Source organism: Kitasatospora albolonga (assembly GCF_039535905.1).
Classification (GTDB): Bacteria; Actinomycetota; Actinomycetes; order Streptomycetales; family Streptomycetaceae; genus Kitasatospora; species Kitasatospora albolonga.
In genome coordinates this window covers 21,667-47,815 of record NZ_BAAAYB010000125.1, presented here as the reverse complement: position 1 = coordinate 47,815, position 26,149 = coordinate 21,667, and the positions used below count along the sequence as shown (strand labels likewise).

The window sequence follows — 26,149 nt, the reverse complement described above, 5'->3', positions numbered from 1 at the left end:
CGCTCCGGGCCGCGGCCCCGGCCGGTCGGGGCCGCGGCCCGGGTCCCCGGCTCAGCCGGCCGGCAGCGCGAGCACGCCCGCGCCGAAGAACTGCCGCTCCACGCAGGCACCCGGCGCGTACGGGCAGTTCCCGGCGGCCGCGTCGGCCAGCAGCGCGGTCAGCCGCTCCGGCCTCCACCCCGGGTGGGCCGCCGCCGCGACCGCCACCGCACCGGTGACGTGGGCGGCCGCCATCGAGGTGCCGGCCAGCGCGGCGTACTGGCCGCCGGGCCAGGCCGAGACGATCGCGCCCTCGGCCCCGCCGTCCGGCTCCCCGCCGGGGGCCGCGATCGAGATCCGGCCGCGGCCGTAGTTGCTGTACCCGGAGGGGAGGCCGTTGCGGTCCACCGCGGCGACGGTCAGCACGCCCGGGAGCTCACCGGGGAGGCGGACGCACTCCGGGCCGAGGAAACGATTCTGCCCAGGACCCGAGAGCCGGTCGTTGGGGCTGCGCTGGTCGTGCCGGACCGCGCCCAGGTCCTGCCCGTCGTTGCCCGCCGAGGCCACCACCACCGCGCCCTGCCGCTGCGCGTACGCCACCGCGCGGCCCACCGCCAGGATCAGCGCGGCCTGGTCCGGGTCCTGCGGGCAGTTGTACTTCCAGGGGTCGGCGAAGTAGCTGTCGTTGATCGCCCTGGCCCCGTGGTCGGCCGACCAGAGCATCCCGCAGACGATGTTCTCCGCGTAGTACTGCCCCAGCGGGCCCAGCAGCCGGACGGCGGCGATCCGCACGCCCGGCGCCACCCCCGTCACGCCCTTCCCGTCCCGGGACGCCCCGACGATCCCCGCCACGTGAGTCCCGTGCCCGCTCTCCCCCACCCCCCGGTCCGGCCGCCACGCCCCGAACCGGGCGTCCGGGCGTCCGTCCGCGCAGGAGGCCGAGGCCGCCGGGTCCACCGCCGACCGCAGGTCCGGGTGGGTGTCGTCCACCCCCGAGTCCAGCACCGCGACCAGCACCCGGCGCAGCTCCTGACCGCCCGGTCGCGCACCGCCCGGGGTCCGGACCAGCGCCGCCGGGCGGGCGCCGGCCGCCGTCGCACGGTCGCCGCCGCCGATCATCGCCAGGTTCCAGTCCGCCGACTCGCCCGGATCCGGGGTCAGCGCCCCGTCGCCCTCCCCCGCCCCCGCCCCCGCGGCCTCCACCGCGTCCACCGCGTCGCCGCGCACCGCCGGGCCGAACTCCCCCTCCCCCTCCAGCGCCCCGGGAGGGCCCGGCACCCCCGTCGTCCTGGTCGCCCCCACCGCGGCTATGCCCTCCGCCCCGCGCAGCCGCTCCGCGAAGCCGCCCGGGGCGTACGCCAGCACCACACCGATCTGCGGGTACTCCTGCACCACCCGGCCGCCGGCCTGCCGCGCGCGATCGGCCGCGATGCGGGCGCCGTCCGCGTCCTGACGGTCCGCCAGCACCAGGTAGCTCAGGTACGACCGGCCCGGCCCCGCCACGAACGGCACCGCCCCGCCGATCAGCAGGGCCACCATCAACACCCCCAACAGCACCCGGACCCGCACCTTCCGCGTCCGTACGGCGAGACCCAGCCGTTCCATCGCACGACCTCCGCTCGTCGGGTCCGATTCATCACGATATGACCCCATTTCGCATCACGCCCGGTCGCACTGGGGCACACGGGTGGTCACCTCCGGGGCGCGGGTCGTCGGTCACCCCGGGGGCGCGGGGAGCTGCGCGAGTACGGAAGGCGGCCCAGTGCGAGGTCGGGGCAGGCGAGCCAGTTGCAGCACGTGCCGTTCCCCTGCGCGCAGTTCCTCGCGCCCCTGCGGGGCGCAGCCCGGTGCTGTCACAGGGGCCGTGCACCATGGGGGCATGGCGCGGACTGAGCTGAGCGATCCGTTGGAGGGGTTCGCCCCGGCGACCAGGGCGTGGTTCTCGGGGGCGTTCGACGCGCCCACGGCCGCGCAGGCGCAGGCCTGGGAGGCGATCCGCAGCGGATCGGACGTGCTGGTGGTGGCGCCGACGGGGTCGGGGAAGACGCTCGCCGCGTTCCTGTCCGCGCTGGACCACCTGAGCCACACCCCGCCCCCGGCGGACCCGAAGCGCCGCTGCCGGGTGCTCTACATCTCGCCGATCAAGGCCCTGGCCGTGGACGTCGAGCGCAACCTCCGCTCCCCGCTGGCCGGCCTGCGCCAGGCGGCCGTCCGCCTCGGCCTGCCCGAGCCCGAGGTCCAGGTCGGCATCCGCTCCGGCGACACCCCCGCCGCCGAGCGCCGCAGGATCGCGACGCACCCGCCGGACATCCTGATCACCACCCCCGAGTCGCTCTTCCTCCTGCTGACCTCCGCCTCCCGCGAGGCACTGCGCGGCGTCGACACGGTGATCCTGGACGAGGTGCACGCCGTCGCCGGCACCAAGCGCGGCGCGCACCTCGCGCTCAGCCTGGAGCGCCTCGACGAGCTGCTGGACCGCCCGGCCCGCCGGATCGGCCTGTCCGCCACCGTCCGCCCGGTCGACGAGGTGGCCCGCTTCCTCTCCCCGCAGCGCGGGGCGAGGGTGGTCCAGCCGCCCGCCGCCAAGGAGTTCGACCTCTCCGTGGTGGTCCCGGTCGCCGACCTGGACGAACTGCCCGCCGGCAAGGGCACTGACGACCCGTCACCCCAGGCCTCGATCTGGCCGCACGTGGAGGAGCGGATCGTCGACCTGGTCCAGGCCCACCGCTCCACCATCGTGTTCGCCAACTCCCGCCGCCTCGCCGAGCGCCTGTGCAACCGGCTGAACGAGATCGCCCACGAGCGGGCCACCGGCGAGCCGCTCCCCGAGGCCCACGGCCCCGCCGCCCTGATGGGCGGCTCCGGAGCGGCGGCGGGGGCCCCACCGGTGATCGCGCGGGCGCACCACGGCTCGGTCTCCAAGGAGCAGCGCGCCCTGGTGGAGGAGGAGTTGAAGGCCGGCCGGCTGCCCGCCGTGGTGGCCACCTCCAGCCTGGAGCTGGGCATCGACATGGGTGCGGTGGACTTGGTGGTCCAGGTGGAGTCCCCGCCCTCGGTGGCCTCCGGGCTGCAGCGGGTCGGCCGGGCCGGGCACCAGGTGGGCGCGGTCTCCACCGGCGTGGTCTTCCCCAAGTACCGGGGCGACCTCGTCCAGTCGGCGGTGGTCACCGAGCGGATGCGCTCCGGCGGCATCGAGTCCCTGCGCGTCCCGCGCAACCCGCTCGACGTGCTGGCCCAGCAGCTGGTCGCGATCACCGCGCTCGACACCTGGGACGTGGACGAGCTGCTGGCCCTGGTCCGCCGGGCCGCACCGTTCGCCACCCTCCCGCAGTCCGCCTTCGACGGGGTGCTGGACATGCTGGCGGGCCGTTACCCCTCGGACGCCTTCGCCGAGCTGAGGCCCCGTCTGGTCTGGGACAGGGTGGCGGGCACCGTCACCGGCCGCCCCGGCGCCCAGCGCCTGGCCGTCACCTCCGGCGGCACCATCCCCGACCGCGGCCTGTTCGGGGTCTTCATCGCGGGTGCGGACCCCAAGAAGGGCGGGGGGGCGGGTCGGCGAGCTGGACGAGGAGATGGTCTACGAGTCCCGGGTGGGCGACGTCTTCACCCTGGGCACCACCTCCTGGCGGATCCAGGAGATCACCCACGACAAGGTGCTGGTCACCCCGGCCCCCCGGCGTGCCCGGCCGGCTGCCGTTCTGGAAGGGCGACAGCCTCGGCCGCCCGCTGGAGCTCGGCCGGGCCCTCGGCGCCTTCGTCCGCGAGCTGGGCGCCCTGACGCCCGATCGGGCCACCGCCCGCCTCAAGGCCGCCGGCCTGGACGACTGGGCCGCGCAGAACCTGCTCGGCTACCTGGCCGAGCAGCGCACCGCCACCGGCCACCTGCCCGACGACCGCACCATCGTGGTCGAGCGCTTCCGCGACGAGCTGGGCGACTGGCGGATCGTCGTCCACTCCCCGTTCGGCGCCCAGGTGCACGCCCCCTGGGCGCTGGCCATCGGCGCCCGCCTGCGCGAGAAGCACGGCCTGGACCCGCAGGTGATGCACGCCGACGACGGGATCGTGCTCCGCCTCCCCGACGCGGACCTGCTGGACTTCCCCAGCGACAAGCCCGTCACCGACGACGCCCCGGTCGGCGCCGACGCCACGCTCTTCGACAAGACCGAGATCGAGCAGCTGGTCACCGACCAGGTCGGCGGCTCCGCGCTGTTCGCCGCCCGCTTCCGGGAGTGCGCCGGCCGCGCCCTGCTGCTGCCCCGGCGCAGCCCGGGCAAGCGCACCCCGCTCTGGCAGCAGCGCCAGCGCGCCTCCCAGCTGCTGGAGGTGGCCGCCGAGTACGGCTCCTTCCCGATCGTGCTGGAGGCCGTCCGCGAGTGCCTCCAGGACGTCTTCGACGTACCGGGCCTGGTCGAGCTGATGGGCGATCTGGAGTCGCGCGCCGTCCGGCTGGTGGAGGTCACCACCCAGGAGCCGTCCCCGTTCGCCCGCTCCCTGCTCTTCGGCTACGTCGCCCAGTACCTCTACGAGGGCGACTCGCCGCTGGCCGAGCGCCGCGCCGCCGCCCTCGCGCTCGACTCCCGCCTGCTCTCCGAGCTGCTCGGCCAGGCCGAGCTGCGCGAGCTGCTGGACCCTCAGGTGCTGGCCGAGCTGGAGGCCGAGCTGCAGCGGCTCACCCCGGAGCGGCGGATCAAGGACGCCGAGGGCGTGGCCGACGCGCTGCGCCTGCTCGGCCCGCTCTCGGAGGCCGAGCTGACGGCCCGTGGGGCGCAGCCCGGCTGGGCGGCCGAGCTGCGGGCCGCCCGCCGGGCCGTCCTGGTGCGGATCGGCGGCGAGCAGCGCTGGGCCGCGATCGAGGACGCCGGGCGGCTGCGCGACGCGCTGGGCACCCCGCTGCCGGTCGGCGTCCCGGAGGCCTTCACCGAGCCGGTGAAGGACCCGCTGGGCGACCTGCTGGCCCGTTACGCCCGCACCCACGGTCCGTTCACCGCCGCCGAGGCCGGCGCCCGCTTCGGCCTGGGCACCGCCGTGGTCACCGGCACGCTGCACCGCCTGACCGCCGCCGGCCGTCTGGTCCAGGGCGAGTTCCGGCCCGGGGACGGCCACACCGGCACCGTCGAGTGGTGCGACGCCGAGGTGCTGCGCCGCCTGCGCCGGCGTTCGCTGGCCGCTCTGCGCCAGGAGGTGGAGGCCGTCCCGCCCCGGGCACTGGCCGCCTTCCTGCCGCAGTGGCAGCACCTGGCCGGGCACCGGCTGCGCGGGCCGGACGGGCTGCTCCGGGTGGTCGAGCAGCTCCAGGGCACCGCGCTGCCCGCCTCCGCACTGGAGAAGCTGATCCTGCCGGCCCGGCTGCTGGACTACTCCCCCGGGATGCTGGACGAGCTGATGGCGGCCGGCGAGGTCGGCTGGTCCGGCGCCGGCGCCCTGCCCGGCCAGGACGGCTGGCTGGCCCTGCACCTCCCGGAGACCGCCGACCTGCTCCGCCCCGAGCCGGTGCCGCCCGCCCTCACCCCGGTGCACGGCGCCCTGCTGGAGGCCCTGGCGGGCGGCTACGGCCTGTTCTTCCGTCAGCTGACCGACCGGGCCCGGGAGCTGACGGGCCAGGAGCTGCCCGAGGGCGAGCTGCTCGCCGCCCTCTGGGACCTGACCTGGGCCGGGTACGTCACCAACGACACCCTGGCCCCGCTCCGGGCGCTGCTCGGCTCCGGCCGCACCGCCGGGTCCACCGCGCACCGGGCGCCCCGGGCCGCCCCGCGCGGCCGCTACGGCGGCGGTTCCCGCGGCCTGGCCCGCCCGTCGGCCCGCTCCGGCCCGCCGACGGCGGCCGGGCGCTGGTCGCTGCTGCCCGCGCTGGCCACCGAGCCCACGGTGCGGGCCACCGCCCAGGCCCAGGCCCTGCTGGACCGGCACGGCGTGCTCACCCGGGGCGCGGTGGCGGCCGAGCGGGTGCCCGGCGGCTTCGCCGGGGTCTACCGGGTGCTCGCGGCCTTCGAGGAGCGCGGCCGGGCCCGCCGGGGCTACTTCGTGGAGGGCCTGGGCGGCGCCCAGTTCGCCATGGAGGGCGCGGCGGACCGCGTGCGCTCGGTCAGCTCCCGGCTGGAGCGCCTGGGCGGCGGCGAGTGGACGGCCGCCCCCGCGGCCGAGGCCCCGCAGGCCCTGGTGCTGGCGGCGGCCGATCCGGCGAACGCCTTCGGCGCCGCACTGCCCTGGCCCGAGCCCCCGGCGGGCGAGGGCGAGAAGACGCACCGGCCCGCCCGGAAGGCGGGCGCCCTGGTGGTGCTGCTGGACGGTGAGCCCGCGCTGTACGTGGAGCGCGGCGGCAAGTCCCTGCTGGCCTGGGGCGAGCAGCCGGCCGCCTTCGCCGCACTGGCCGAGGCCGTCCGCGGCGGCGCCCTGGGCACCAGCGCCACGGTCGAGCGGATCAACGGCGCCCCGGCCCTCACGGCCCCCCTGGGCCGCCTCCTGGAGGACGCGGGCTTCCACGCGTCCCCCCGCGGCTACCGCCTACGGAGCTGAAAGTGGCGACCCTGGTTGCGCCCCGCAGGGGCGCGAGGAACTGCGCGCAGGGGAACGGCAGCACGTGCAACTGGCTGACGGCGGTTCAGTTGCCGGTGAGCCGCCTTCCGATTCGCGCAGTTCCTCGCGCCCCCGGGGTGACCACCTTCGTCACGGTCCGGGGGAGTTGACGGTACCGGGGCCGTTGGGCGGATCCGGTCGTACTCCGTCAGGTGCGTGGCCGTCGGACGTGACGTCTTCACCCTTCCGGGGAAGTGACCGGTCGGCGTGGACCGGGATCAGGGCCAGGCCCCAACCGCCCGCCAGGACGGCCAGGGCGGCCGGGCCGGCGTGCAGGACACCGCCGCCGACCACGGCGGCTCCGAGCAGCACTGCGGGCCACCACCTCACGGCGGTGGCCCGCAGGGACCGTACGCTTCGCATCACTGGCCTCCTCGGTGGGAGGCCGGTGTCATGCCGCCACCACGTCCACGGCGGCGGCCTTCGGCGAGATGGAGCTCATCCGGTCGACGCCGGGTGACGGCAGCGACACGGGTTCGAGCACCGGCCTCAGCAGTTCACCCTCGGAGAGGGTGGCCATCGCCGCAAGTTCGGCCAGCGAGAGCTCGTCGCTGACCTCGCGCATCACCTCGGACATCCGGACGTCGAGTGCGTCGCAGATGGCGGAGAGCAGCTCGGAGGAGGCCTCCTTCTGTCCCCGCTCGACCTCGGAGAGGTAGCCGAGCGAAACCCTGGCGGCCGCCGACACCTCTCGGAGTGTGCGGCCCTGGCGCTGGCGCTGCCGACGCAGTACATCGCCCAGTAGGCGACGGAGCAGGATCATCGGTGCCTCCCTCCTCGGACTGCGGATCGAGATGTCACGACCCCACCGTACCGCCTCGTCCGCATCGCGTGCGGGGACCGTGGTCGTGTTCACTCTGGGCTGCAAGGCTGCCCCCTCCCCTGTTGTTCCCCGCCCGACTACCTGACTAGTGCCCACTCGGGGTATCTGATGTAACACGATCCTGCTGTCAACGGAGCCTGTTCAGGTGCTTTTCCATGAAGCCGGTCCGTGGAGGCGCTCAACGCGCTAGGCGGTCCAGCAGGAGGTCGAGGGCGGCGACGACGGTGTCACGTCGAATTGTTTCACGTGTCCCTGACAACCCAAGCGAAGCCGTGCGTGCTCCGTCGGGTCCGGAAAGCCCGATGTGCACCGTTCCGACCGGGTTCCCGTCCTGCTCCTCCGGGCCCGCCACCCCCGTGGTGGCCAGTCCGTACGTCGCCCCCAGCAGCCGCCGCACCCCGTCGGCCATCTGACGGGCCACCACCGGGTGGACGGCGCCGTGCACCTCCAGCAGGCCCTCGTCCACGCCCAGCACCGAGGCCTTGAGCTCGGTGGCGTACGCGGTGACCCCGCCGCGGTAGGTGGCGGAGGCCCCGGGCACGTCCACCAGGGCGGCGGAGAGCAGGCCGCCGGTCAGCGACTCGGCCACCGCCACGGTGGCGCCGTGCTCGCGCAGGGCCCGGTGCACCTCGGCGGCCGGCTGACGGTCCGTCATGACGAAGTCCCCCCGCTGCGGCGCAGCACCACGGCCTGCCGGACGTAGTCGAGACCGGTGCCCAGGGTCAGCAGCACGGCCGCGGTCATCACCACGGCGCGGGCGGTGGCCAGCCAGCCGGTCAGCTCCAGGACGTACATGCCGACCGCGATGCCCTGGGTCAGCGTCTTCAGCTTGCCGCCCCGGCTGGCCGGGATGACGCCGTAGCGGATCACCCAGAAGCGCATCAGGGTGATGCCGAGCTCGCGGGCCAGGATCAGCGCGGTGACCCACCAGGGCAGGTCCCCGAGGACCGAGAGGCCGATCAGGGCGGAGCCCATGATGGCCTTGTCGGCGATCGGGTCGGCGATCTTGCCGAAGTCGGTGACCAGGCCCTTGCGACGGGCCAGCTCCCCGTCGAACACGTCGGTGATCATCGCGACCGCGAAGGCCGCCCAGGCCACCGCCCGCCACTTGGGGTCGTGCCCGCCATCCGCGAACAGCAGCAGCACGAAGACCGGCACGATCGCCAGCCGGAGCATGGTCAGCACGTTCGCGATGTTCCACAGCGAGGGCACGGGCGGGGCGGAGCCGGCCGGCTTGGCCGGGGCGGCGCCCGCCCCTCTGCTCATGCGCCGGCTCCGGCGAGCACCTCGGCGACCAGGTCCACGCCCTCGGTGCCGACCACGGTCGCGCGGTAGTACTCGCCCACCTTGGCGTCGTCGGCGCCCAGCAGGGTGGTCAGACCGTCCGTCTCCGGCGCCTGGTGGGCCGAGCGGCCCTCCACCACGCCGTCCTCGACCGACTCGACCAGCACCTCGACCTCGGTGCCGATCCGCTGCTCGGCCCGCTGGGCGGTCATCTCCTCGGCCAGCTTGGTGAGCCGGGCCACCCGCTCGGCGACCAGGTCCTCGGGCAGCTTGCCGTCGAAGGTGGCCGCCTCGGTGCCGTCCTCGTCCGAGTAGCCGAAGACGCCGATCGCGTCCAGGCCGGCCTCGGTGACGAAGCGCTCCAGCTCGGCGAAGTCCTCCTCGGTCTCACCGGGGAAGCCGACGATGAAGTTGGACCGGGCGCCGGCCTGCGGCGCCTTGGAGCGGATGGTGGAGAGCAGCTGGAGGAACTGCTCGGTGTTGCCGAAGCGGCGCATCTTCCGCAGCACCGCCGGGGCGGAGTGCTGGAAGGAGAGGTCGAAGTACGGGACGACGCCCGGGGTGGAGGTCATCACGTCGATCAGGCCGGGGCGCATCTCGGCGGGCTGCAGGTAGGAGACCCGGACCCGGCGCAGGCCCTCGACGGCCGCGATCTCGGTGAGCAGGGTCTCCAGCAGGCGGATGTCGCCCAGGTCCTTGCCGTACGAGGTGTTGTTCTCGCTGACCAGGACGGCCTCGGTGACGCCCTGGCCGGCCAGCCAGACCGCCTCGTTCAGCACGTCGGAGGGTCGGCGGGAGATGAAGGAGCCGCGGAAGGCGGGGATGGCGCAGAACGAGCAGCGCCGGTCGCAGCCGGAGGCCAGCTTGACCGAGGCGACCGGGTTGGAGTCCAGGCGCTTGCGCAGGGTGCGCGGACCGGAGGCGGGGGCCACGCCCTCGGGGAGGTCCTCGGGGGCGCCGTGGCCGGGCAGGGCCACCTCGGCGGCGGCCGCCTGGCGCTCGACCGGGGTGAGCGGGAGGAGGGTGCGGCGGTCGCGCGGCTTGTGGGCCTCCACGTGGCCGCCGGCCAGGATGGTCTGGAGGCGGCTGGAGATGTCGGTGTAGTCGTCGAAGCCGAGCACGCCGTCGGCCTCCGGGAGGGCGTCGGCCAGCTCCTTGCCGTAGCGCTCGGCCATGCAGCCGACCGCGACCACGGCCTGGGTCCGGCCGTGACCCTTGAGGTCGTTGGCCTCCAGCAGGGCGTCGACGGAGTCCTTCTTGGCGGCCTCCACGAAGCCGCAGGTGTTGACCACGGCGACATCGGCGTCGGAAGCGTCGTCGACCAGCTGCCAGCCGTCGGCCTCCAGTCGCCCGGCGAGTTCCTCGGAGTCCACCTCGTTGCGGGCGCATCCGAGCGTGACAAGGGCGACAGTACGGCGTTCAGGCATAGGGACAAGGTTAACGCGCGGCCCCCGGTGCCGTTCGCCCCGGAGGCCGCGTCGTGGGAACCGGCGTCCGGATCACCCGGCCTGCGGGTCGCCCGGGGTGTAGGTCAGGTGCTTGACCTGGCCTTCCGCACCGGCCGGGCCGAGGTCCTTGCCGTTGACGTACAGGTGCACGGCCCCTGCGTTGCCGATCACCAGCTTGATCTGCTTCGGGTCCGTGAAGGTCTGCGAGCTGCTCTGCTCCAGGTTGTTCTGGAACAGCGACTTGCCCTTGCCGTCCAGCGCCGAGACCCAGCTCGTCCCGGACTCGGCGACCAGCTTGACCGTCACCCTGTCGGCCGGGGCGGCGGCGATCGCCTCCGCGCTGGGCGCCGGGGCCGGGGGCTGCACGCTGGCGGTGGGCGAGGCGGGGGCGGTGGCGGAGAGCGGGGCGCTGGCCTCGCCGACGGCGGCCGGGGTGCGCTCGCCGGAGAACAGGTTGAAGCCGATCAGCCCGACCACCACGAAGATCGCGGCCACCATGGCGGCGGTCCAGTTCGGCCGCCGGTGGTCGGTGACCTTGATCGGGCCGGCGTCCGGCAGCGGGAGCGGGCGCTTGGCGGACGGGGCGCCGCCGTTCGCGGCGTCGTACGCGGCCACCAGGGCCTCGCCGTCCACCCCGACCGTCTTGGCGATGGCCCGGATGTGCCCGCGGGCGTAGACGTCGCCGCCGCAGCGGGAGAAGTCCTCGTCCTCGATGGCGTGCAGGATCGGCACCCGGACCCGGGTGTCGGCGCTGACCTGATCGACCGTCAGCCCCGCCTGCCGTCGGGCGTCCGAGAGCACCCGGCCGATCGCCACCGGCGGGGCGGCGGGGACGGCGGGCTCCGGCACGGCTGAGGGGTCGGAGGACCGGTGCGAGGACTTGCCGATGGTCACTGAGCGCGCCTTTCGAGCGTTGGCCACCTGCTGAGAGAACAGTCTAGGGGCGGGCCCGGAGGCTTTCTCAAGCGGAGTGGGCCCGAACGTGCGGTGCCCGGGCGCCGGGCTGACGGCGGGTCAGCCCGGCCCCGACGGCTGCACGGTGGGACGTACCCGGACGGCGCACGGTTCCCCTCCTCCGATCGGGTGAGGAGTCGGTGAATTCACCGTGACGTCAGCTGCGCAAGGTGATGAGCACCGCGTCCAGCTCGTCCGGCTTGATCAGGACGTCGCGGGCCTTGGAGCCCTCGCTGGGGCCGACGATGCCGCGGGACTCCATCAGGTCCATCAGCCGGCCCGCCTTGGCGAAGCCGACCCGGAGCTTGCGCTGGAGCATCGAGGTGGAGCCGAACTGGGTGGAGACCACCAGCTCGGCCGCCTGGATCAGCAGGTCCAGGTCGTCGCCGATCTCCTCGTCGATCTCCTTCTTGGGGCCGCCGCCGACCACCACGTCCTCGCGGTAGCGGGCCGTCAGCTGGTCCTTGCAGTGCTGCACCACCTTGGCGATCTCCGCCTCGGTGACGAAGGCGCCCTGCATCCGGACCGGCTTGGAGGCGCCCATCGGCAGGAAGAGCGCGTCGCCCTTGCCGATCAGCTTCTCCGCACCGGGCTGGTCCAGGATGACCCGGGAGTCGGCCATCGCCGAGGTGGCGAAGGCCAGCCGGGACGGCACGTTGGCCTTGATCAGGCCGGTCACCACGTCCACCGAGGGCCGCTGGGTGGCCAGCACCAGGTGGATGCCGGCCGCGCGGGCCAGCTGGGTGATCCGGACCACCGAGTCCTCGACGTCGCGCGGGGCGACCATCATCAGGTCGGCCAGCTCGTCGACGATCACCAGCAGGTACGGATAGGGCGTCAACTCCCGCTCGCTGCCCAGCGGGGGCTTCAGCGTCCCGCTGCGCACCGCGGCGTTGAAGTCGTCCACGTGCCGGAAGCCGAAGGCCGCCAGGTCGTCGTAGCGCATGTCCATCTCGCGCACGACCCACTGCAGCGCCTCGGCCGCCTTCTTCGGGTTGGTGATGATCGGGGTGATCAGGTGCGGGATGCCCTCGTACGCGGTCAGCTCGACCCGCTTGGGGTCGACCAGCACCATCCGCACCTCGTCCGGCGTGGCCCGCACCAGCACCGAGGTGATCAGGCAGTTGATGCAGGAGGACTTGCCCGCGCCGGTGGCGCCGGCCACCAGCACGTGCGGCATCTTCGCGAGGTTGGCCATCACGGTGTGGCCCTCGACGTCCTTGCCCATGCCGACCACCATCGGGTGGGTGTCCTCGGCGGCCGTGCGCGAGCGCAGCAGGTCCCCCAGGGTCACCATCTCGCGGTCCCGGTTGGGGATCTCCACGCCGACCGCGGACTTGCCCGGGATGGGCGAGATGATCCGCACGTCCGGGGTGGCCACCGCGTAGGCGATGTTCTTCGCCAGGGCGGTGATCCGCTCGACCTTCACCGCGGGGCCGAGCTCGACCTCGTAGCGGGTGACCGTCGGGCCGCGGGTGAAGCCGGTCACCCGGGCGTCGACCTTGAACTCGGTCATCACCCCGGTGAGCTGGGCCACCACCTCGTCGTTGAGCGCGCTGCGGGCCTTGGCCGGGCCGCCGCGCTCCAGCAGCTCCAGGGAGGGCAGCGCGTAGCTGATGTCCCCGGAGAGCTGGAGCTGCTCCATCCGGGCCGGGGCGGGTGAGTGGCCGTCAGGAGCGTCCGAGGCGCGGGCGGCCGGGACCCCGGGCTCCTCGGGCGGGGCGGTGTGGTCCTTGACCTGGTGCAGCATGCTGGCCACCGCCGGGGAGGCGGGCACGCCGTAGGTCAGGGCGCCGTCCAGGTCGGCGGCCACGCCGGCGGCGATGTCCCGGGTCTGGAACGGGTCCGGGACCGCGGCCTGGTGCTCGGGCTCGTCCAGCCGCTTGCGACGGCGCCGGCGGCGGGCGCCCACCTCGTCCCCGGCGTCCTCGACCGTGAACGGCATCGCGTCCGGGTCGGCGTCCTCCGGCGGGGCGGTGGAGTACTCGCGGTCCGGCGCGGCCTCGTCCTCCGGCAGCTCGGCCGGCTCCACCACGCCGAGCTTCTCGCCCAGCAGGCGCAGCCGCTCGGGGATCCGGTTGACCGGCGTGGCGGTCACCACCAGCAGCCCGAAGAAGCTCAGCAGGAGCAGCAGCGGCACCGCGAGCAGCGGCCCGGCCGCGGCCATCAGCGGCGTCGAGGAGGCCCAGCCGAGGATCCCGCCGGCGGCCCTGATCTTCGACGCCCCGCTGCCCATCGCCGGTGCCCCGCAGCCGATGTGCACCAGCCCGAGGACGCCCAGCGCCAAGGCGCTCAGGCCGACCGCGACCCGGCCGTTGGCGTCCTGGTCCGGCCCGCCGGGGTGGCGCATCAGGCGGACCGAGACGGCGAGGAGCAGGAACGGGACCAGCACGTCGAGGCGGCCGAAGAGGCCGGAGACGACGGCGGTGGCCGCCTCCCCGAGCCACCCTTGCGGGCTGAACCACGTCCCGGCCGCGGTCACCAGCGCGAGGGCCAGCAGGAGCAGCGCGACGCCGTCCTTGCGGTGCGCCGGGTCCAGGTTCTTCGCGCCGTCGCCGAAGCCGCGGAAGACGGCCCCCACGGCGTGCGCGAGGCCCAGCCAGACGGCGCGGACGGCGCGGAAGAGTATCGGGCGGCGCGCGGGGGCCTGCGGGGGCGCGGGGCGGCTCGCGGCCGCCTTCTTGGCGGGCGCCTTCTTCGCCGTCGCGGCCTTCTTCGCGGGAGCCGCGGCCTTCTTCGCCGGTGCCTTCTTGGCCGGCCCGGACTTCGGGTTGCGCGCTGCCGCGCCGGGCGTACGTGTGGCCATGGGACAGCAGCCTACCGGCGCACCGAGGCACTGGACACGTGCTCGAGCACCCGTGTGTCGCACCGTCAACTGGCGCTCGCGGCAGGGCAGGCGCTCAGGGGCGCGAGGAACTGCGCGCAGGGGAACGGCAGCACCTGCAACTGGCTGACGGTGGTTCAGTTGCCGGTGGTCCGCCTTCCGACTCGCGCAGTTCCTCGCGCCCCTGAGGCCGCTGCCCTACCGAAGGCCGCTGACTAGCTCGCGCCGGGGCGCAGCGCGTCGAGGGCCTTGCGCAGGCCCGCGAGCTTGCGTTCCAGATGGGCGGCGGTGGCGGCGGCCGTGGTGTCGGAGGAGTCGCCGAGCTGCTTGCCGAGGGCCTCGGCCTGCTCCTCGACGGCGGCCAGGCGGGCGGAGAGCTCGCCGAGCACGGTGGCCTCGCCCTGCTCGACCTGCAGGCGCAGCAGTGCGGCCTGCTCCTTGAGCTGACAGTTCTTCACGTACAGGTCGACGAAGACCGAGACCTTGGCGCGCAGCACCCACGGGTCGAAGGGCTTGGAGATGTAGTCGACCGCGCCGGCCGCGTAGCCGCGGAAGGTGTGGTGCGGCCCGTGGTTGATCGCGGTCAGGAAGATGATCGGGATGTCCCGCGTCCGCTCCCGCCGCTTGATGTGGGAGGCGGTCTCGAAGCCGTCCATGCCGGGCATCTGGACGTCCAGCAGGATGACCGCGAAGTCGTCGGTGAGCAGCGCCTTGAGCGCCTCCTCGCCCGACGAGGCGCGGACCAGCGTCTGGTCCAGCGCGGAGAGGATGGCCTCCAGGGCCAGCAGGTTCTCCGGCCGGTCGTCGACCAGGAGGATCTTCGCCTTCTGCACCACGACCCGCCCTCCTGCCGCTTGTCTGCCGATCGCGGCCGTCTTGGTACCGCTCATCACCGCACCGGTCATGCTAGCCGCACCCCCTCGCCCGCCAGGCCGCTCCGAGCGATCCGGCACCGTGGCAGTGCCGAATCCCACAGCGGAGCAGGGCGGAGCCTGAGCACCACGTCACCATTCGGTCACTGTTCGCAACGATGCGCGACCTTACCCCGTTCCCGGCCGGACCCGCCAGTGCGGTGGGAGAGCGCGCCCCCGGCGGTTACTTGCCCGTGGCGGAAGAGAGCCAGTGGCGCATCACCGCCAACAGGTGGTCGGCCTCCACCGGCTTGGTCACGTGGTCGGTGGCGCCGGCCGCGAGGCTCTTCTCCTTGTCGCCCTTCATCGCCTTGGCGGTCAGCGCGATGATCGGCAGCCCGGCGAACTGCGGCATCCGCCGGATCGCCTCGGTGGTCGCGTAACCGTCCATCTCCGGCATCATGATGTCCATCAGCACCAGGGCCACGTCCTCGTGCTGCTCCAGCACCTCGATGCCCTCGCGGCCGTTCTCCGCGTACAGCACGGTCAGGCCGTACTGCTCCAGCACGCTGGTGAGCGCGAAGACGTTGCGGATGTCGTCGTCGACGATCAGCACCTGCTCGCCGGCGAAGCGGCCGGCGAACTGCGCGGGCACCGACACGGCCGGCTCCTGACGGACCGTCGGGGCGTCCTCGGCGGCCGCGCGGCGGCGTTCGGCGGCGCCCCGGCGGCGCACCTCGGCCAGTTCGCGGACCTCCTGGGCCCAGTGCTCGGCCGGGTTCTCGTTGACCGGGACGGGCGTGCCGACCGGGGTGACGGCGATGGTGGCCCGGATCGGGCCGGGCAGGGCGAGGCGCTCCTGGCCGGGGAGTTCGGGGGCCTCGCTGCGCAGCGGCAGGTAGAGGGTGAAGGTGGAGCCGGTGCCGAGCTCGCTCTCGGCGTGGATCTCGCCGCCGAGCAGGCGGGCGATCTCGCGGCTGATGGAGAGTCCGAGGCCGGTGCCGGCGTACTTGCGGCTGATGCCGCCGTCGGCCTGCTTGAAGGCCTCGAAGATCTCCCGGAGCTTGTTGCGCGGGATGCCGATGCCGGTGTCGGAGACCGAGAAGGCGATCAGCGGCTCGTCGGCGTCGCCGATCACGCCGTTCTCCAGCAGCTGCTCGCGGACGTGCTGCGGGACGTCGCGCTCCTCGGCCTTGCGGATGCGCAGTTCGACGGCGCCGCTGTCGGTGAACTTGACCGCGTTGGAGAGCAGGTTGCGCAGCACCTGCTGGAGGCGCTGCTCGTCGGTGTGCAGGGTGACCGGGAGGTCGGGCGAGACCACCACCGCGAAGTCCAGGTTCTTGTCCAGGGTCAGCGGGCGGAAGGCGGCCTCGACGTAGTCGACCAGCTGGACCAGGGCGATCTTGGCCGGGCGGACGTCCATCTTGCCGGCCTCGACCTTGGAGAGGTCGAGGATGTCGTTGATCAGCTGGAGCAGGTCGGAGCCCGCGCCGTGGATGGTCTCGGCGAACTCGACCTGCTTGGGCGAGAGGTTGCCCTCGTTGTTGTCGGAGAGCAGCTTGGCCAGGATCAGCAGCGAGTTGAGCGGGGTGCGCAGCTCGTGCGACATGTTGGCGAGGAACTCGCTCTTGTAGCGCGAGGCCAGCGCGAGCTGCTCGGCGCGCTCCTCCAGGATCTGCCGGGCCTCCTCGATCTCGCTGTTCTTGATCTCGATGTCGCGGTTCTGCTGGGCGAGCTGCTCGGCCTTCTCCTGGAGCTCCTCGTTGGTGCGCTCCAGCTCCTCCTGGCGGGCCTCCAACTCGGCGGATCGCATGGAGAGTTCGGCGGTCAGGCGCTGGGACTCCAGCAGCAGGCCCTCGGTCTTGGTGTTGACGCTGATGGTGTTGACGGTCACCCCGATCAGATCGGCGATCTGCTCCAGGAAGTCGAGCGCCACCGTGGTGAAGGAGGAGAAGGTGGCCAGCTCGATCACGCCGAGCAGCCGGCCCTCGAACATCACCGGGAGCACCACCACGTGCGCCGGGCTGGCCTCGCCGAGGCCGGAGGCGATCTTGAGGTAGCCGGGCGGGGTCTCCTTGAGGATGATCGAGCGCTTCTCCACCGCGGCCTGGCCGATCAGGCCCTCGCCGGGCCGGAAGGTGGTCGGCATCGAGCGGCGCTGGTAGCCGTAGGAGCCGATCAGCCGCAGCACGGTGTCGTTCTCGTCGTCGTCCTCGGCGATCAACTCGGCGTTGCGGCCCGCCGGTTGGGCCAGAAAGAAGGCGCCGTGCTGGGCCGAGACGGTCATCGTCAGCTCGGTCATGATGAGCGAGGCGACGGCTTCGAGGTCACGGCGGCCCTGCAGCAGACCGGAGATCCGGGCCAGGTTGGTCTTCAGCCAGTCCTGCTCCTGGTTGGTCCGGGTGGTCTCGCGCAGGTTGCCGATCATCTGGTTGATGTTGTCCTTGAGCTCGTCGAGCTCACCGGAGGCGTCCACGTCGATCCGCAGGGAGAGGTCGCCGCGGGTCACCGCGGTGGCGACCTGGGCGATGGCGCGCACCTGCCGGGTCAGGTTGTTGGCGAGTTCGTTCACCGACTCGGTCAGGTCCTGCCAGGTGCCGTCCACGCCCGGTACGCGGGCCTGGCCGCCGAGGCGGCCGTCGGTGCCCACCTCGCGGGCGACGCGGGTGACCTCGTCGGCGAAGCCGGAGAGCTGGTCGACCATGGTGTTGATGCTGGTCTTGAGCTCCAGGATCTCGCCCCGGGCGTCCACGTCGATCTTCTGCGAGAGGTCACCGCGGGCGGTGGCGGTGATGACCAGGGCGATGTTGCGGACCTGGCCGGTCAGGTTGTTGGCCATCAGGTTGACGTTGTCGGTCAGGTCCTTCCAGATCCCGGCGACGCCGGGCACGCCGGCCTGGCCGCCCAGGATGCCGTCGGTGCCGACCTCGCGGGCCACCCGGGTCACCTCGACGGCGAAGGCCGACAGCTGGTCGACCATCGTGTTCAGGGTGCCGGCCAGCGCCGCGACCTCGCCCTGGGCCTCGATGGTGATCTTCTTGGAGAGGTCACCGCGGGCCACCGCGGTGGCGACCTCGGCGATGTTGCGCACCTGCGAGGTCAGGTTGGAGGCCATGAAGTTCACGTTGTCGGTCAGGTCCCGCCAGATGCCGGAGACGCCGGAGACCCGGGCCTGACCGCCGAGGATCCCCTCGGTGCCGACCTCGCGGGCCACCCGGGTCACCTCGTCCGCGAAGGCGGACAGCTGGTCGACCATGGTGTTGACGGTGAGCACCAGCTCGCGGATCTCGCCGCGGGCGTCGACGGTGATCTTCTTGGAGACGTCGCCGCGCGCCACCGCCGTGGTCACCTCGGCGATGTTGCGGACCTGGCTGGTCAGGTTGTTGGCCATCAGGTTCACGCTGTTGGTGAGGTCCTTCCAGGTGCCCGAGACCCCGGGCACGCTGGCCTGGCCGCCGAGGATGCCCTCGGTGCCGACGTCCCGGGCGACCCGGGTGACCTCGTCGGCGAAGGCGCCGAGCTGGTCGACCATCGTGTTGATGGTGTTCTTCAGCTCCAGGATCTCGCCGCGCGCGTCCACCTGGATCTTCTGCGAGAGGTCGCCCTTGGCGACCGCGGTGGTCACCTGGGCGATGTTGCGCACCTGGGAGGTGAGGTTGTTGGCCATCGAGTTGACGTTCTCGGTCAGGTCCTTCCAGACCCCGGCCACGCCGGGGACCTGCGCCTGACCGCCCAGGATGCCCTCGGTGCCCACCGCGCGCGCCACCCTGGTCACCTGCTCGGCGAAGCCGGAGAGCTGGTCGACCATCGTGTTGATGGTGTTCTTCAGCTCCAGGATCTCGCCCCGGGCGTCGACCTCGATCTTGCGGGAGAGGTCGCCCTTGGCGACCGCGGTGGTCACCTCGGCGATGTTGCGGACCTGGTCGGTCAGGTTGTTGGCCATGAAGTTCACCGAGTCGGTGAGGTCACGCCAGACGCCGGCCACGCCGGGCACCTGGGCCTGGCCGCCGAGCCGGCCCTCGGTGCCCACGTCGCGGGCCACCCTGGTGACCTGCGCGGCGAAGGAGTTGAGCTGGTCCACCATGGTGTTCACGGTGTTCTTCAGCTCCAGCATCTCGCCGGCCACGTCCACCGTGACCTTGTGCGAGAGGTCGCCCTTGGCGACCGCGGTGGTCACCTCGGCGATGTTGCGGACCTGGGCGGTGAGGCGGCCGGCCATGGTGTTGACCGAGTCCGCCAGGTCCTTCCAACTCCCGGACATGCCACGGACCCTGGCCTGGCCACCGAGCTTGCCCTCGGTGCCCACCTCGACCGCGACCCTGGTCACCTCGGCGGTGAACTCGCCGAGCTGGTCCACCAGTCCGTTCACCGTCCGGCCGACCTTGAGGAACTCCCCGCGCAGCGGGTGGCTGGCCCCGTTGGTGTGGATCGAGCGCAGCTCCATCCGCTGGTCCAGGTCGCCCTCGGAGATGGAGGTGAGCACCCGGCCGACCTCGGCCATCGGGCGGGCCAGGTCGTCGATCAGCGCGTTGCAGTTGTCGACCGCCGCCATCCAGGCGCCCTCGCCGACCCCGCTCTCCAGCCGCTCGGACAGCCTGCCCTCGCGGCCCACCGCCCGGCGGACCCGGGCCAGTTCGCCGGTCAGGTGCTGGTTGCGCTCGGCCACCTCGTTGAAGACCGCGGCGATCTCGGCCAGCGGGCCGTCGCCGGGAACGGTGAGGCGGCGGCGGAAGTTGCCGTCGCGCATCGCGGTGAGCGCGGCCAGCAGCTTGCGCAGGTCGGCCGGCTCGGCCCCCCGGTTGTGGTTCGGGCGCCTCCCGGGCGCAGGGCGGGATGCCGGACGGCCACCGCTGCGGCCGGCGGCCGGGGTGGTGCCGGGTACGTCCTTGGTGGCCGAACTCACGTCGAGGTCCTCCCGCATCGTGACCGTCTCCGCGCCACCCCCCTTCCGGGGCGGCCACCGGCCCGCCGCACTCGGGGCGGACGCCGGCGCACCTCGACCGTAACCTGACGGCCGGGTGCTGCGGACCCCCCAGTCTGGCAGCACCGCCGCCGAGTGTCCGTACCGTTGCACAGGGTCTGCACCGAGGTGGTGCAAACCGGCCGCCTAAATCACCCTCTGGTGCTTCTTTCCGCGCCCGGGCCCCACACAGTGCCCACCGGTAAGTAGGGTGGGACGCTGCACCGGTCCCGGCTCCGCCCGAAGACGGGGACGGACCTGGCAGTCGGAGCTGATGGGAGACGTGGCACGTGGTCACCGCGCGCGCAGCCGCCGCCTTCGAGCCGGAGGGCCGCTCGGCCGGTGCCGCACGCGGTTTCGTCCGGGACGCCCTGCTCGGCTGGGGCCTGCCCGAGGTGGTCGACGACGCCGTGGTGCTGGTCTCCGAACTGGTCACCAACGCGGTGGTGCACGCCGGGACGGCCGCCGACGTGGCCGTGCTGCGCGAGGAGGAGACCGTCCGGATCGAGGTGACGGACCGTCACCCGGAGCGCGGCCTGCCCGCCTTCGCCAACGTCCCCGCGCACGGCTCCGAGCACTTCGGCGACCCGGACGGCGAGGGCGGCCGCGGCCTGCTGATGTGCTCCGCCATCTCCACCTGCTGGGGCGTCGAGTACTCGGCCGGGCGCAAGACCGTGTGGTTCCGCCTCGCGCTGCCCGAGCACCACGTCGGCACCCGCTTCGCGCTGCCCAGTCTGCCCGGCGGCGAACTGCCCGACACCGACGGCCCGGTGCTGGTCGGCGTGGTGCGGATCGACGAGCAGGGCACCGTCCGCTCCTGCAACCCGGACGCCGAGCTGCTGCTGCGCCTGCCCGCCGACCAGCTGCTCGGCCGCGCCTGGGCCGAGCTGGTCGACTGGCCCGCGCCGGGCCTCGGCCTCGCCGAGACGCTCCGGTTGGCCCGCTGGGAGGGCGGCTTCGGCCTCCTCGCCGACGGGGCCGAGCTCTACGCCGTCCAGGTCCGGGTCCGCGACACCCATGGGGAGCCCTCCACCCTCGCCCTGCTGGTCCGCGAGGCCGACCGCGCGGTGCTGCGCTCCCCCGTCACCGCCGTCGACGCCCCCGCCGGGGCCGAGCCGCTGGACCTGCTGGTCGGCCACCTCGGCCCGGACGACCTGGGCGGGCTGCTCCAGCGCATCGTCGAGCGGGCCCGGGACCTGCTGGACGCGGACGCCGCGTACCTGCTGCTGACCACCGACGACGAGACCGAGTTCGAGCTGCGCGCGGCCACCGGCCTGCCCGGCGGCCTGCGCCGGCACGCCCCGATCCCGGTGGAGTCCGGGGCCGGCCGGTACGACTCGGCCCGGCTTCCCGCCGTCCACGAGGACCTCGCGGTGCGCCCCAACGTCGTTCCGCTGCTGGCCGGTTCGGGCCTGCGCTCGCTGATCACCGTCCCGCTCAAGGTGGACGGCCGGCTGACCGGCTCGCTCGGCGTGGCCGCCACCGCCGCCGGCCGGTACGACAACGAGGACGCGCTGCGCCTGCAGTTCGCCGCCGACCGGGTCGCGCTCGCGCTGGAGAGCGCCCGGCTGACCGAGCTGGAGCGGCTGCGCCGGGGCTCGCTCTCCTTCCTGGTGGAGGCCTCCGACCTGCTCGCCGGCACCCTCGAACTCGGCCAGACCCTGGCCCTGATGGCGCAGATGGCGGTCCCCACGCTGGCCTCCTGGTGCGCCGTCTACACCAGCGCCGACGCCGGTGCCGACCTCGCCTTCGTGCTGCACCAGGACGAGGACCGGATCGACCGGCTGCGCGACCTGCTCGACAAGACGCCTCCGCCGGACGCCGCCCGGGACTCCGGGGTGACCTTCTGGTCCGCGCCCGCCGAGACCGCCCGGCAGGCCGGGCTGACGGACAGTCCGGAGCTGGCCGGACTGCTCGGCGAGACCGTGGTGCTCCCGCTGGTGGCCCGCAACCGGGTGATCGGCCTGCTGGTGCTCGGGGTCTCCACCGGCCAGCGGTTCCGCCAGGAGATGCTGGAGCTGGCCGAGGACCTGTCCCGCCGGGCCGCCCTGGCACTGGACAACTCCCGGCTCTACTCCGAGCGCACCGCCACCAGCCAGGCCTTCCAACGCGCCCTGCTGCCACCCGAGTTGCCCACCATCCCGGGCCTGGAGGTGGAGGTCTTCTACCAGGCCGCCGGAGAGGGCAACGAGGTCGGCGGCGACTTCTACGACATCTTCCCGATCCGCGAGGGCACCTACGGCTTCGCGATCGGCGACGTCTGCGGCACCGGCCCCGAGGCCGCCGCCGTCACCGGCCTGGCCCGGCACGCCCTGCGCCTGCTGGCCCGCGAGGGCCTCGACGGCCCGCAGCTGCTCTCCCGCCTCAACAGCGCCATCCTCGACGAGGGCAGCCGCTCGCGCTTCCTCACCCTGCTCTACGGCGAGCTGACCCCGCGCCAGGACGGCTGCACCGAGCTGTCCCTGGTCTGCGCCGGGCACCCGCTGCCGCTGCGCCTGCGCACCGACGGGCAGGTCAGTCCGGCCGCCACCCCGCAGCCGCTGCTCGGCGTGCTGGAGGAGCTGGAGCTGACCGCCGAGCAGGTGGTGCTGGAGCCCGGCGAGGTACTGCTCTGCGTCACCGACGGCGTGACCGAACGCCGGGAGGGGCAGCGGATGCTGGGCGACGACGGCCTGGCCGCCGTGCTCACCGGCTGCACCGGCCTGACCGCCGGAGCGGTGGCCGCCCGGGTGCAGCGGGCGGTGGAGCGCTTCGCCCCCGAGCCGCCCTCGGACGACATGGCCATCCTCACCCTGCGCGTCCCGGAGCAGCGCACGAGCTGATCACGCTCGGACCGGAAACGGTCAAGGGTCGCCGCCCCACAGCTGACGACCCGACAAATTGTGGGATTCACAAGGGTACAAGCCGGTACCGGGTGGGTACACAGATCTCACCGGGGAAGACCCCGGTAGGGGACTCGCCGGCAGCTCCGACCTGCCGGTTCATCACTTCGCCGCCGCCGCCCGCACCGTGGGACAGCCCTGTCCCGTGCGCTCCCCGGCCCCGGCACGCGCACCCACTCCACGCACAGCTCCCTGCCGCCCTGAAGCGGCACGCCATGAGTGAAAGGAGCCTCCGGTGAGCAACGAAGCCTCCGGGGCGAACACCCGTTCCGCCGACGCCGGCAACCTCGGTTACCTGGCCCTCGGTCTGACCCTCCTCGCCTACGGGCTGCTCGGCACCGGCATCCTCTCCGGCGCGGGCGTCAAGGACGCCGCCGGACTGGCCCACCTGGTCGGCGGCCTCACCCTGTTCGTCGCCGGCCTCTGGCAGCTGCGCAGCGGCGACGGCTTCACCGGCACCGCCTTCACCTCCCTCGGCGCCTTCTGGGCCGTCTGGTCAGCGGGCGGCGGCGCGAGCAAGAACGCCACCGGCCTCTTCCTGCTGCTCTGGGCCCTGCTCGTGCTCAGCCTGGCGCTGGCCGCCTGGGGTTCGGGCCTGCTGGGGCGCGTCCTCTGGGGCCTGTTCTTCCTCTCCCTGGTGCTCAGCGCGCTCGGCGTGCTGAACGGCAGCGGCGGCCTCGGCAAGGCCGGTGCCTGGCTGGCGGCCGTCGCGGGCCTCGCGGCCTGGTACTCGGCCACCGCCGCCCTCGCCGAGAGCGGCTGGGGCCGGGCGCTCCTCCCCACCAAGTGACCCACCCCACTGGGTAGTCCGGGTCCTGCGGGCGCCCCACCGCCCGCAGGACCCACACCGCCCCCATCGAAGCCGGGCCACCCCACCACGGGGTGGTCCGGCTCCGTTTCACCCTCCTGAGGCCGGTCCGCGAAACCGCGGGCAACGGTTCGGCCCCCTCCCGGGCTCTGGGAGGGTGAGGAGGTGCTCATGAGAGAACCGGAGAACCGACGGGACGCCGAGTTCCGGTCGTTCATCGCCACGGCCTGGCCCCGGCTGCTGCGGACCGCGTTCCTGCTGTCCGGCGAGCAGCACGCGGGCGAGGACCTGGTCCAGCAGACCCTGGAGCGCGCGTACGTCGCCTGGCCCAAGGTCAGCCGCGCCGACGACCCGTACGCCTACGTCCGCCGCATCCTGGTCAACGAGCACGCCCGGCGCTTCCGCCGCCGGCTGCCCGAACGGTTGGTCACCAGCGTGCCCGAGACCGCCGCGCCCGACGGCTACGGGCGGCTCGACGAGCGCGCGGCGCTTCTCACCGCCCTGGCGGCCCTGCCGCCGCGCCAGCGCCAGGCCGTGGTGCTGCGGTACTGGGAGGACCTGAGCGAGGGTCAGGCCGCGCTCGCCATGGGCTGCTCGGTGGGCACGGTGAAGAGCCAGGCCTCGAAGGGCATCGCCCGGCTGCGCACCGCCTCCGTCCTGACCGGCCTGACCCACGTGACGGACCTGACCGGCCTGACCAGCATCGGAGGAACAGCGTGACCACGGAAGAGCTGACCGACCACCAGGACCCGGGCCGGGCGGCCGGGTTGACGGCGGCCCTCACCGAACTGGCCGCAGCCGTGCACCCCGGGCCGGTGCCCGCCGCCGCCGTGCTGGCCGGCGGCCGGCGCAGGCTGCGCCGCCGCCGGGCCGCGCTGACCGGGGCGGCGGCGCTGGCCATGGCGGCCGTGGTCGGCGGAGCCGCCGTGCTGACGGCACCGCGCACCGTCGCACCGGCCGGTACCACCTCGGCCCCGTCGTCCTACGCCCCGGCCCCCGCGCGCGACCCGTTCGCCCCCGTCCGGGTCCTGCTCGCCGAAGGCATCGGCGGGGGCGGCGGGGGCGCGCGGAGCTGGCAGGCCTGGGCCGCGCTCTGGCCGCAGGCACCGAAGACGGACGCGCTCCGGCAGTACCGCGCGATCTGGGAGGACCAGGGCCGGCCCGCCCGCCCCGGAGCCGCCGAGCCGGACGCCGCGTTCGTCGAGGAGCACTGGCGCCCGGGCACGGACGTCCTGAACCTCTACCTGACCGTGGACGGCAGGCGGCAGGCCGAGGACATCCGCCTCTCCCTCCCCGCACCGGGCGGCCCGGCCGGACAAGGGGAAACGCCCACGGGCGAGTTGGGCAGCATCACCGACGGACCGGTCCTGCTGGCCCTGCTCCCGGTCGGCCCGGAGGTCGCCAAGGTGACGGCCGGCACCCCCGGGGCCACCGGCTGGGAGGTGCAGCCGCTCACCGTCGGGGACTCGCCGATCCGCTGGGTCGCGGCGGTCAAACTGCCCGGCAAGCCACTCACCCTGCGCACCTGGGACACCGCCGGCACGCTGCTCGCCACCCACAACCGGGCCGCCTGAGCGCCCAGACCCTAGGGCAGCACCACGACCCCGAGCGGCAGCCGGCCCACCGCCTGACGGTGCGTCGTTCCGGTGGCCAGGTCCACCACCGTGATGCCGTCCCAGCCGCCCGGGCGGGAGAAGCCGCCGGTGACGTAGGCGGTGCGGCCGTCCCGGGAGAGCGCGACCTCCTCGTGCGGGCCGTCGAGCGGGATCACCCGCTCGGCGCCGTCGGGGGCCCGGACGGTGAGCGAAGGCCCGTGGTCGCCGCTGCCGATCGGGCCGGTGCCGACCACCAGCAGGGTGCCGTCCGGGGCCAGGGCGGTGCCGTGCTGGTGGGTGTCGGCCGTCATCGGACGGACCGTCACCTGGCCGCTGCCCGGATCGAGCACCGCCAGCCGCTCCCCCTCGAAGGGCAGCAACAGCCGTCCGTCGGCGGCGACTTCGGCGTAGTGCGGCTTCAGCCAGGAGCCCAGCCCGCCCTCGGTGCCGTACGGGGCGACCTCCATCCGGCGCGGCCGCAGGGTGCCCGCGTCCACCGCCGTGACGTCAAAGGAGTCGTGCCCGACGGCGTACACCTCGTGCCCGTCCCGGGCCACCACCACGTCGAACGGCCGCCGCCCGACCGGCACCACGTCGGTGACCTGCCGGGTCGCCGTGTCGATGACCTCCAACACCCCAGGCTTCCCCGGCACGTTGACCCCGACGTACACCCGCCGGCCGTCCGGCGAGACCGCGATGCCCATGCCGCCGCCGCGGTACTCGCCCGTGGTCACCGGCCCGCTCGCGGTCCGGTACGGCACCGTGCCCGTCACCCGCCGGGAGGCCGTGTCCACCACGGCCACCCCCTCGGCCGCCGCCACCCAGGCCCGCCCGTCCGGCCCCAGCGCGACGCCCCACGGCGCCGTCCCCACCTTGGCCGAACCCACCTCCGCCGACCCGACCGGCCCGGCCGACGGATCCACGAAGGTCACCGTGTCACCCCCGAAGTCGGCCACCAGCAGGGTCTCCCCGGCCCGCACGGCCGACGGCCCGGCCGTGGGAGACGCGGACGACGGGGCCGCCGCCGAAGGGGAGGCGCCCGAAGGGGTCGGCGTGGACGGAGCGGCCTGCCCGCACCCGGCCAGCACCACCGCCACCAGCCCGATCCCCGCCCAGCGCGCCCTGCCGCCGCCACCCATGCCGTCCTCCGTCCGTCAGCCTCCCTGCC

General features: G+C 73.9%; 15 protein-coding genes and 1 pseudogene. 5 read left to right on the top strand and 11 right to left on the bottom strand.

Going from position 1 to position 26,149, the window contains the following annotated elements; genetic code table 11:
* Positions 1 to 51 precede the first annotated feature (51 nt).
* Positions 52 to 1,584, bottom strand: a complete 1,533-nt coding sequence (locus ABD946_RS30605; protein WP_345288802.1) for a S8 family serine peptidase — start codon at positions 1,582 to 1,584, stop codon at positions 52 to 54.
* A gap of 274 nt (positions 1,585 to 1,858) precedes the next feature.
* On the opposite strand from ABD946_RS30605, the pseudogene ABD946_RS30600 reads away from it, so the two are divergent.
* A pseudogene (locus ABD946_RS30600) lies at positions 1,859 to 6,492 on the top strand (ATP-dependent helicase).
* A gap of 150 nt (positions 6,493 to 6,642) precedes the next feature.
* Here ABD946_RS30600 and ABD946_RS30595 read toward each other — a convergent pair.
* From ABD946_RS30595 to ABD946_RS30555, 9 genes are all read right to left on the bottom strand, one after another.
* Positions 6,643 to 6,915: a hypothetical protein gene (locus ABD946_RS30595; RefSeq protein WP_345288801.1), complete on the bottom strand. Its 273-nt coding sequence runs from the start codon at positions 6,913 to 6,915 to the stop codon at positions 6,643 to 6,645.
* A gap of 28 nt (positions 6,916 to 6,943) precedes the next feature.
* Positions 6,944 to 7,315 carry a helix-turn-helix domain-containing protein gene (locus tag ABD946_RS30590; RefSeq protein WP_345288800.1) on the bottom strand — a complete coding sequence of 124 codons (372 nt, stop codon included), beginning with the start codon at positions 7,313 to 7,315 and terminating at the stop codon, positions 6,944 to 6,946.
* Positions 7,316 to 7,553: 238 nt separating this feature from the next.
* The gene (locus ABD946_RS30585; RefSeq protein WP_345288799.1) at positions 7,554 to 8,030 is read right to left on the bottom strand and encodes a CinA family protein; all 477 of its coding nucleotides are present in this window, start codon (positions 8,028 to 8,030) and stop codon (positions 7,554 to 7,556) included.
* The gene (gene pgsA, locus ABD946_RS30580; protein ID WP_345288798.1) at positions 8,027 to 8,641 is read right to left on the bottom strand and encodes a CDP-diacylglycerol--glycerol-3-phosphate 3-phosphatidyltransferase; all 615 of its coding nucleotides are present in this window, start codon (positions 8,639 to 8,641) and stop codon (positions 8,027 to 8,029) included. Before pgsA ends, ABD946_RS30585 begins: the two co-directional genes overlap by 4 nt.
* Complete coding sequence (gene rimO / locus ABD946_RS30575) at positions 8,638 to 10,086, bottom strand: 30S ribosomal protein S12 methylthiotransferase RimO (RefSeq protein ID WP_345288797.1); 1,449 nt, start codon at positions 10,084 to 10,086, stop codon at positions 8,638 to 8,640. The genes pgsA and rimO overlap by 4 nt, the downstream gene beginning before the upstream one ends.
* 72 nt (positions 10,087 to 10,158) lie before the next feature.
* Positions 10,159 to 11,001, bottom strand: coding sequence for a helix-turn-helix domain-containing protein (locus ABD946_RS30570; protein WP_345288796.1), 843 nt, complete (start codon positions 10,999 to 11,001; stop codon positions 10,159 to 10,161).
* Between the two features lie 217 nt (positions 11,002 to 11,218).
* Positions 11,219 to 13,867 (bottom strand): DNA translocase FtsK, encoded by a 2,649-nt coding sequence (locus ABD946_RS30565; RefSeq protein WP_345288795.1) that lies wholly within the window; start codon positions 13,865 to 13,867, stop codon positions 11,219 to 11,221.
* A gap of 233 nt (positions 13,868 to 14,100) precedes the next feature.
* Complete coding sequence (locus tag ABD946_RS30560; RefSeq protein WP_345288838.1) at positions 14,101 to 14,721, bottom strand: response regulator; 621 nt, start codon at positions 14,719 to 14,721, stop codon at positions 14,101 to 14,103.
* A gap of 259 nt (positions 14,722 to 14,980) precedes the next feature.
* Positions 14,981 to 19,483, bottom strand: coding sequence for a HAMP domain-containing protein (locus ABD946_RS30555; protein ID WP_380149865.1), 4,503 nt, complete (start codon positions 19,481 to 19,483; stop codon positions 14,981 to 14,983).
* 503 nt (positions 19,484 to 19,986) lie between these two features.
* Between ABD946_RS30555 and ABD946_RS30550 the strand changes: the two genes are divergently transcribed.
* From ABD946_RS30550 to ABD946_RS30535, 4 genes are all read left to right on the top strand, one after another.
* Positions 19,987 to 22,518 carry a SpoIIE family protein phosphatase gene (locus ABD946_RS30550; RefSeq protein ID WP_345288793.1) on the top strand — a complete coding sequence of 844 codons (2,532 nt, stop codon included), beginning with the start codon at positions 19,987 to 19,989 and terminating at the stop codon, positions 22,516 to 22,518.
* A 295-nt stretch (positions 22,519 to 22,813) separates the two neighbouring features.
* Positions 22,814 to 23,368, top strand: coding sequence for a GPR1/FUN34/YaaH family transporter (locus ABD946_RS30545; RefSeq protein ID WP_345288791.1), 555 nt, complete (start codon positions 22,814 to 22,816; stop codon positions 23,366 to 23,368).
* Positions 23,369 to 23,557: 189 nt separating this feature from the next.
* Entirely contained in the window at positions 23,558 to 24,106 is a 549-nt protein-coding gene (locus ABD946_RS30540; protein WP_345288790.1) for a SigE family RNA polymerase sigma factor, read from the top strand.
* Positions 24,103 to 24,960: a hypothetical protein gene (locus ABD946_RS30535; RefSeq protein WP_345288789.1), complete on the top strand. Its 858-nt coding sequence runs from the start codon at positions 24,103 to 24,105 to the stop codon at positions 24,958 to 24,960. Before ABD946_RS30540 ends, ABD946_RS30535 begins: the two co-directional genes overlap by 4 nt.
* 11 nt (positions 24,961 to 24,971) lie before the next feature.
* Here ABD946_RS30535 and ABD946_RS30530 read toward each other — a convergent pair whose 3' ends face one another.
* Entirely contained in the window at positions 24,972 to 26,120 is a 1,149-nt protein-coding gene (locus ABD946_RS30530) for a YncE family protein (RefSeq protein WP_345288788.1), read from the bottom strand.
* Positions 26,121 to 26,149: the final 29 nt, after the last annotated feature.

Coding starts and splice junctions, on each gene's coding strand:
- ABD946_RS30605 (WP_345288802.1), bottom strand. CDS start 1,584: ATGGAACGGCTGGGTCTCGCCGTACGGACGCGGAAGGTGCGGGTCCGG.
- ABD946_RS30595 (WP_345288801.1), bottom strand. CDS start 6,915: ATGCGAAGCGTACGGTCCCTGCGGGCCACCGCCGTGAGGTGGTGGCCC.
- ABD946_RS30590 (WP_345288800.1), bottom strand. CDS start 7,315: ATGATCCTGCTCCGTCGCCTACTGGGCGATGTACTGCGTCGGCAGCGC.
- ABD946_RS30585 (WP_345288799.1), bottom strand. CDS start 8,030: ATGACGGACCGTCAGCCGGCCGCCGAGGTGCACCGGGCCCTGCGCGAG.
- pgsA (WP_345288798.1), bottom strand. CDS start 8,641: ATGAGCAGAGGGGCGGGCGCCGCCCCGGCCAAGCCGGCCGGCTCCGCC.
- rimO (WP_345288797.1), bottom strand. CDS start 10,086: ATGCCTGAACGCCGTACTGTCGCCCTTGTCACGCTCGGATGCGCCCGC.
- ABD946_RS30565 (WP_345288795.1), bottom strand. CDS start 13,867: ATGGCCACACGTACGCCCGGCGCGGCAGCGCGCAACCCGAAGTCCGGG.
- ABD946_RS30555 (WP_380149865.1), bottom strand. CDS start 19,483: ATGCGCGACGGCAACTTCCGCCGCCGCCTCACCGTTCCCGGCGACGGC.
- ABD946_RS30540 (WP_345288790.1), top strand. CDS start 23,558: ATGAGAGAACCGGAGAACCGACGGGACGCCGAGTTCCGGTCGTTCATC.
- ABD946_RS30530 (WP_345288788.1), bottom strand. CDS start 26,120: ATGGGTGGCGGCGGCAGGGCGCGCTGGGCGGGGATCGGGCTGGTGGCG.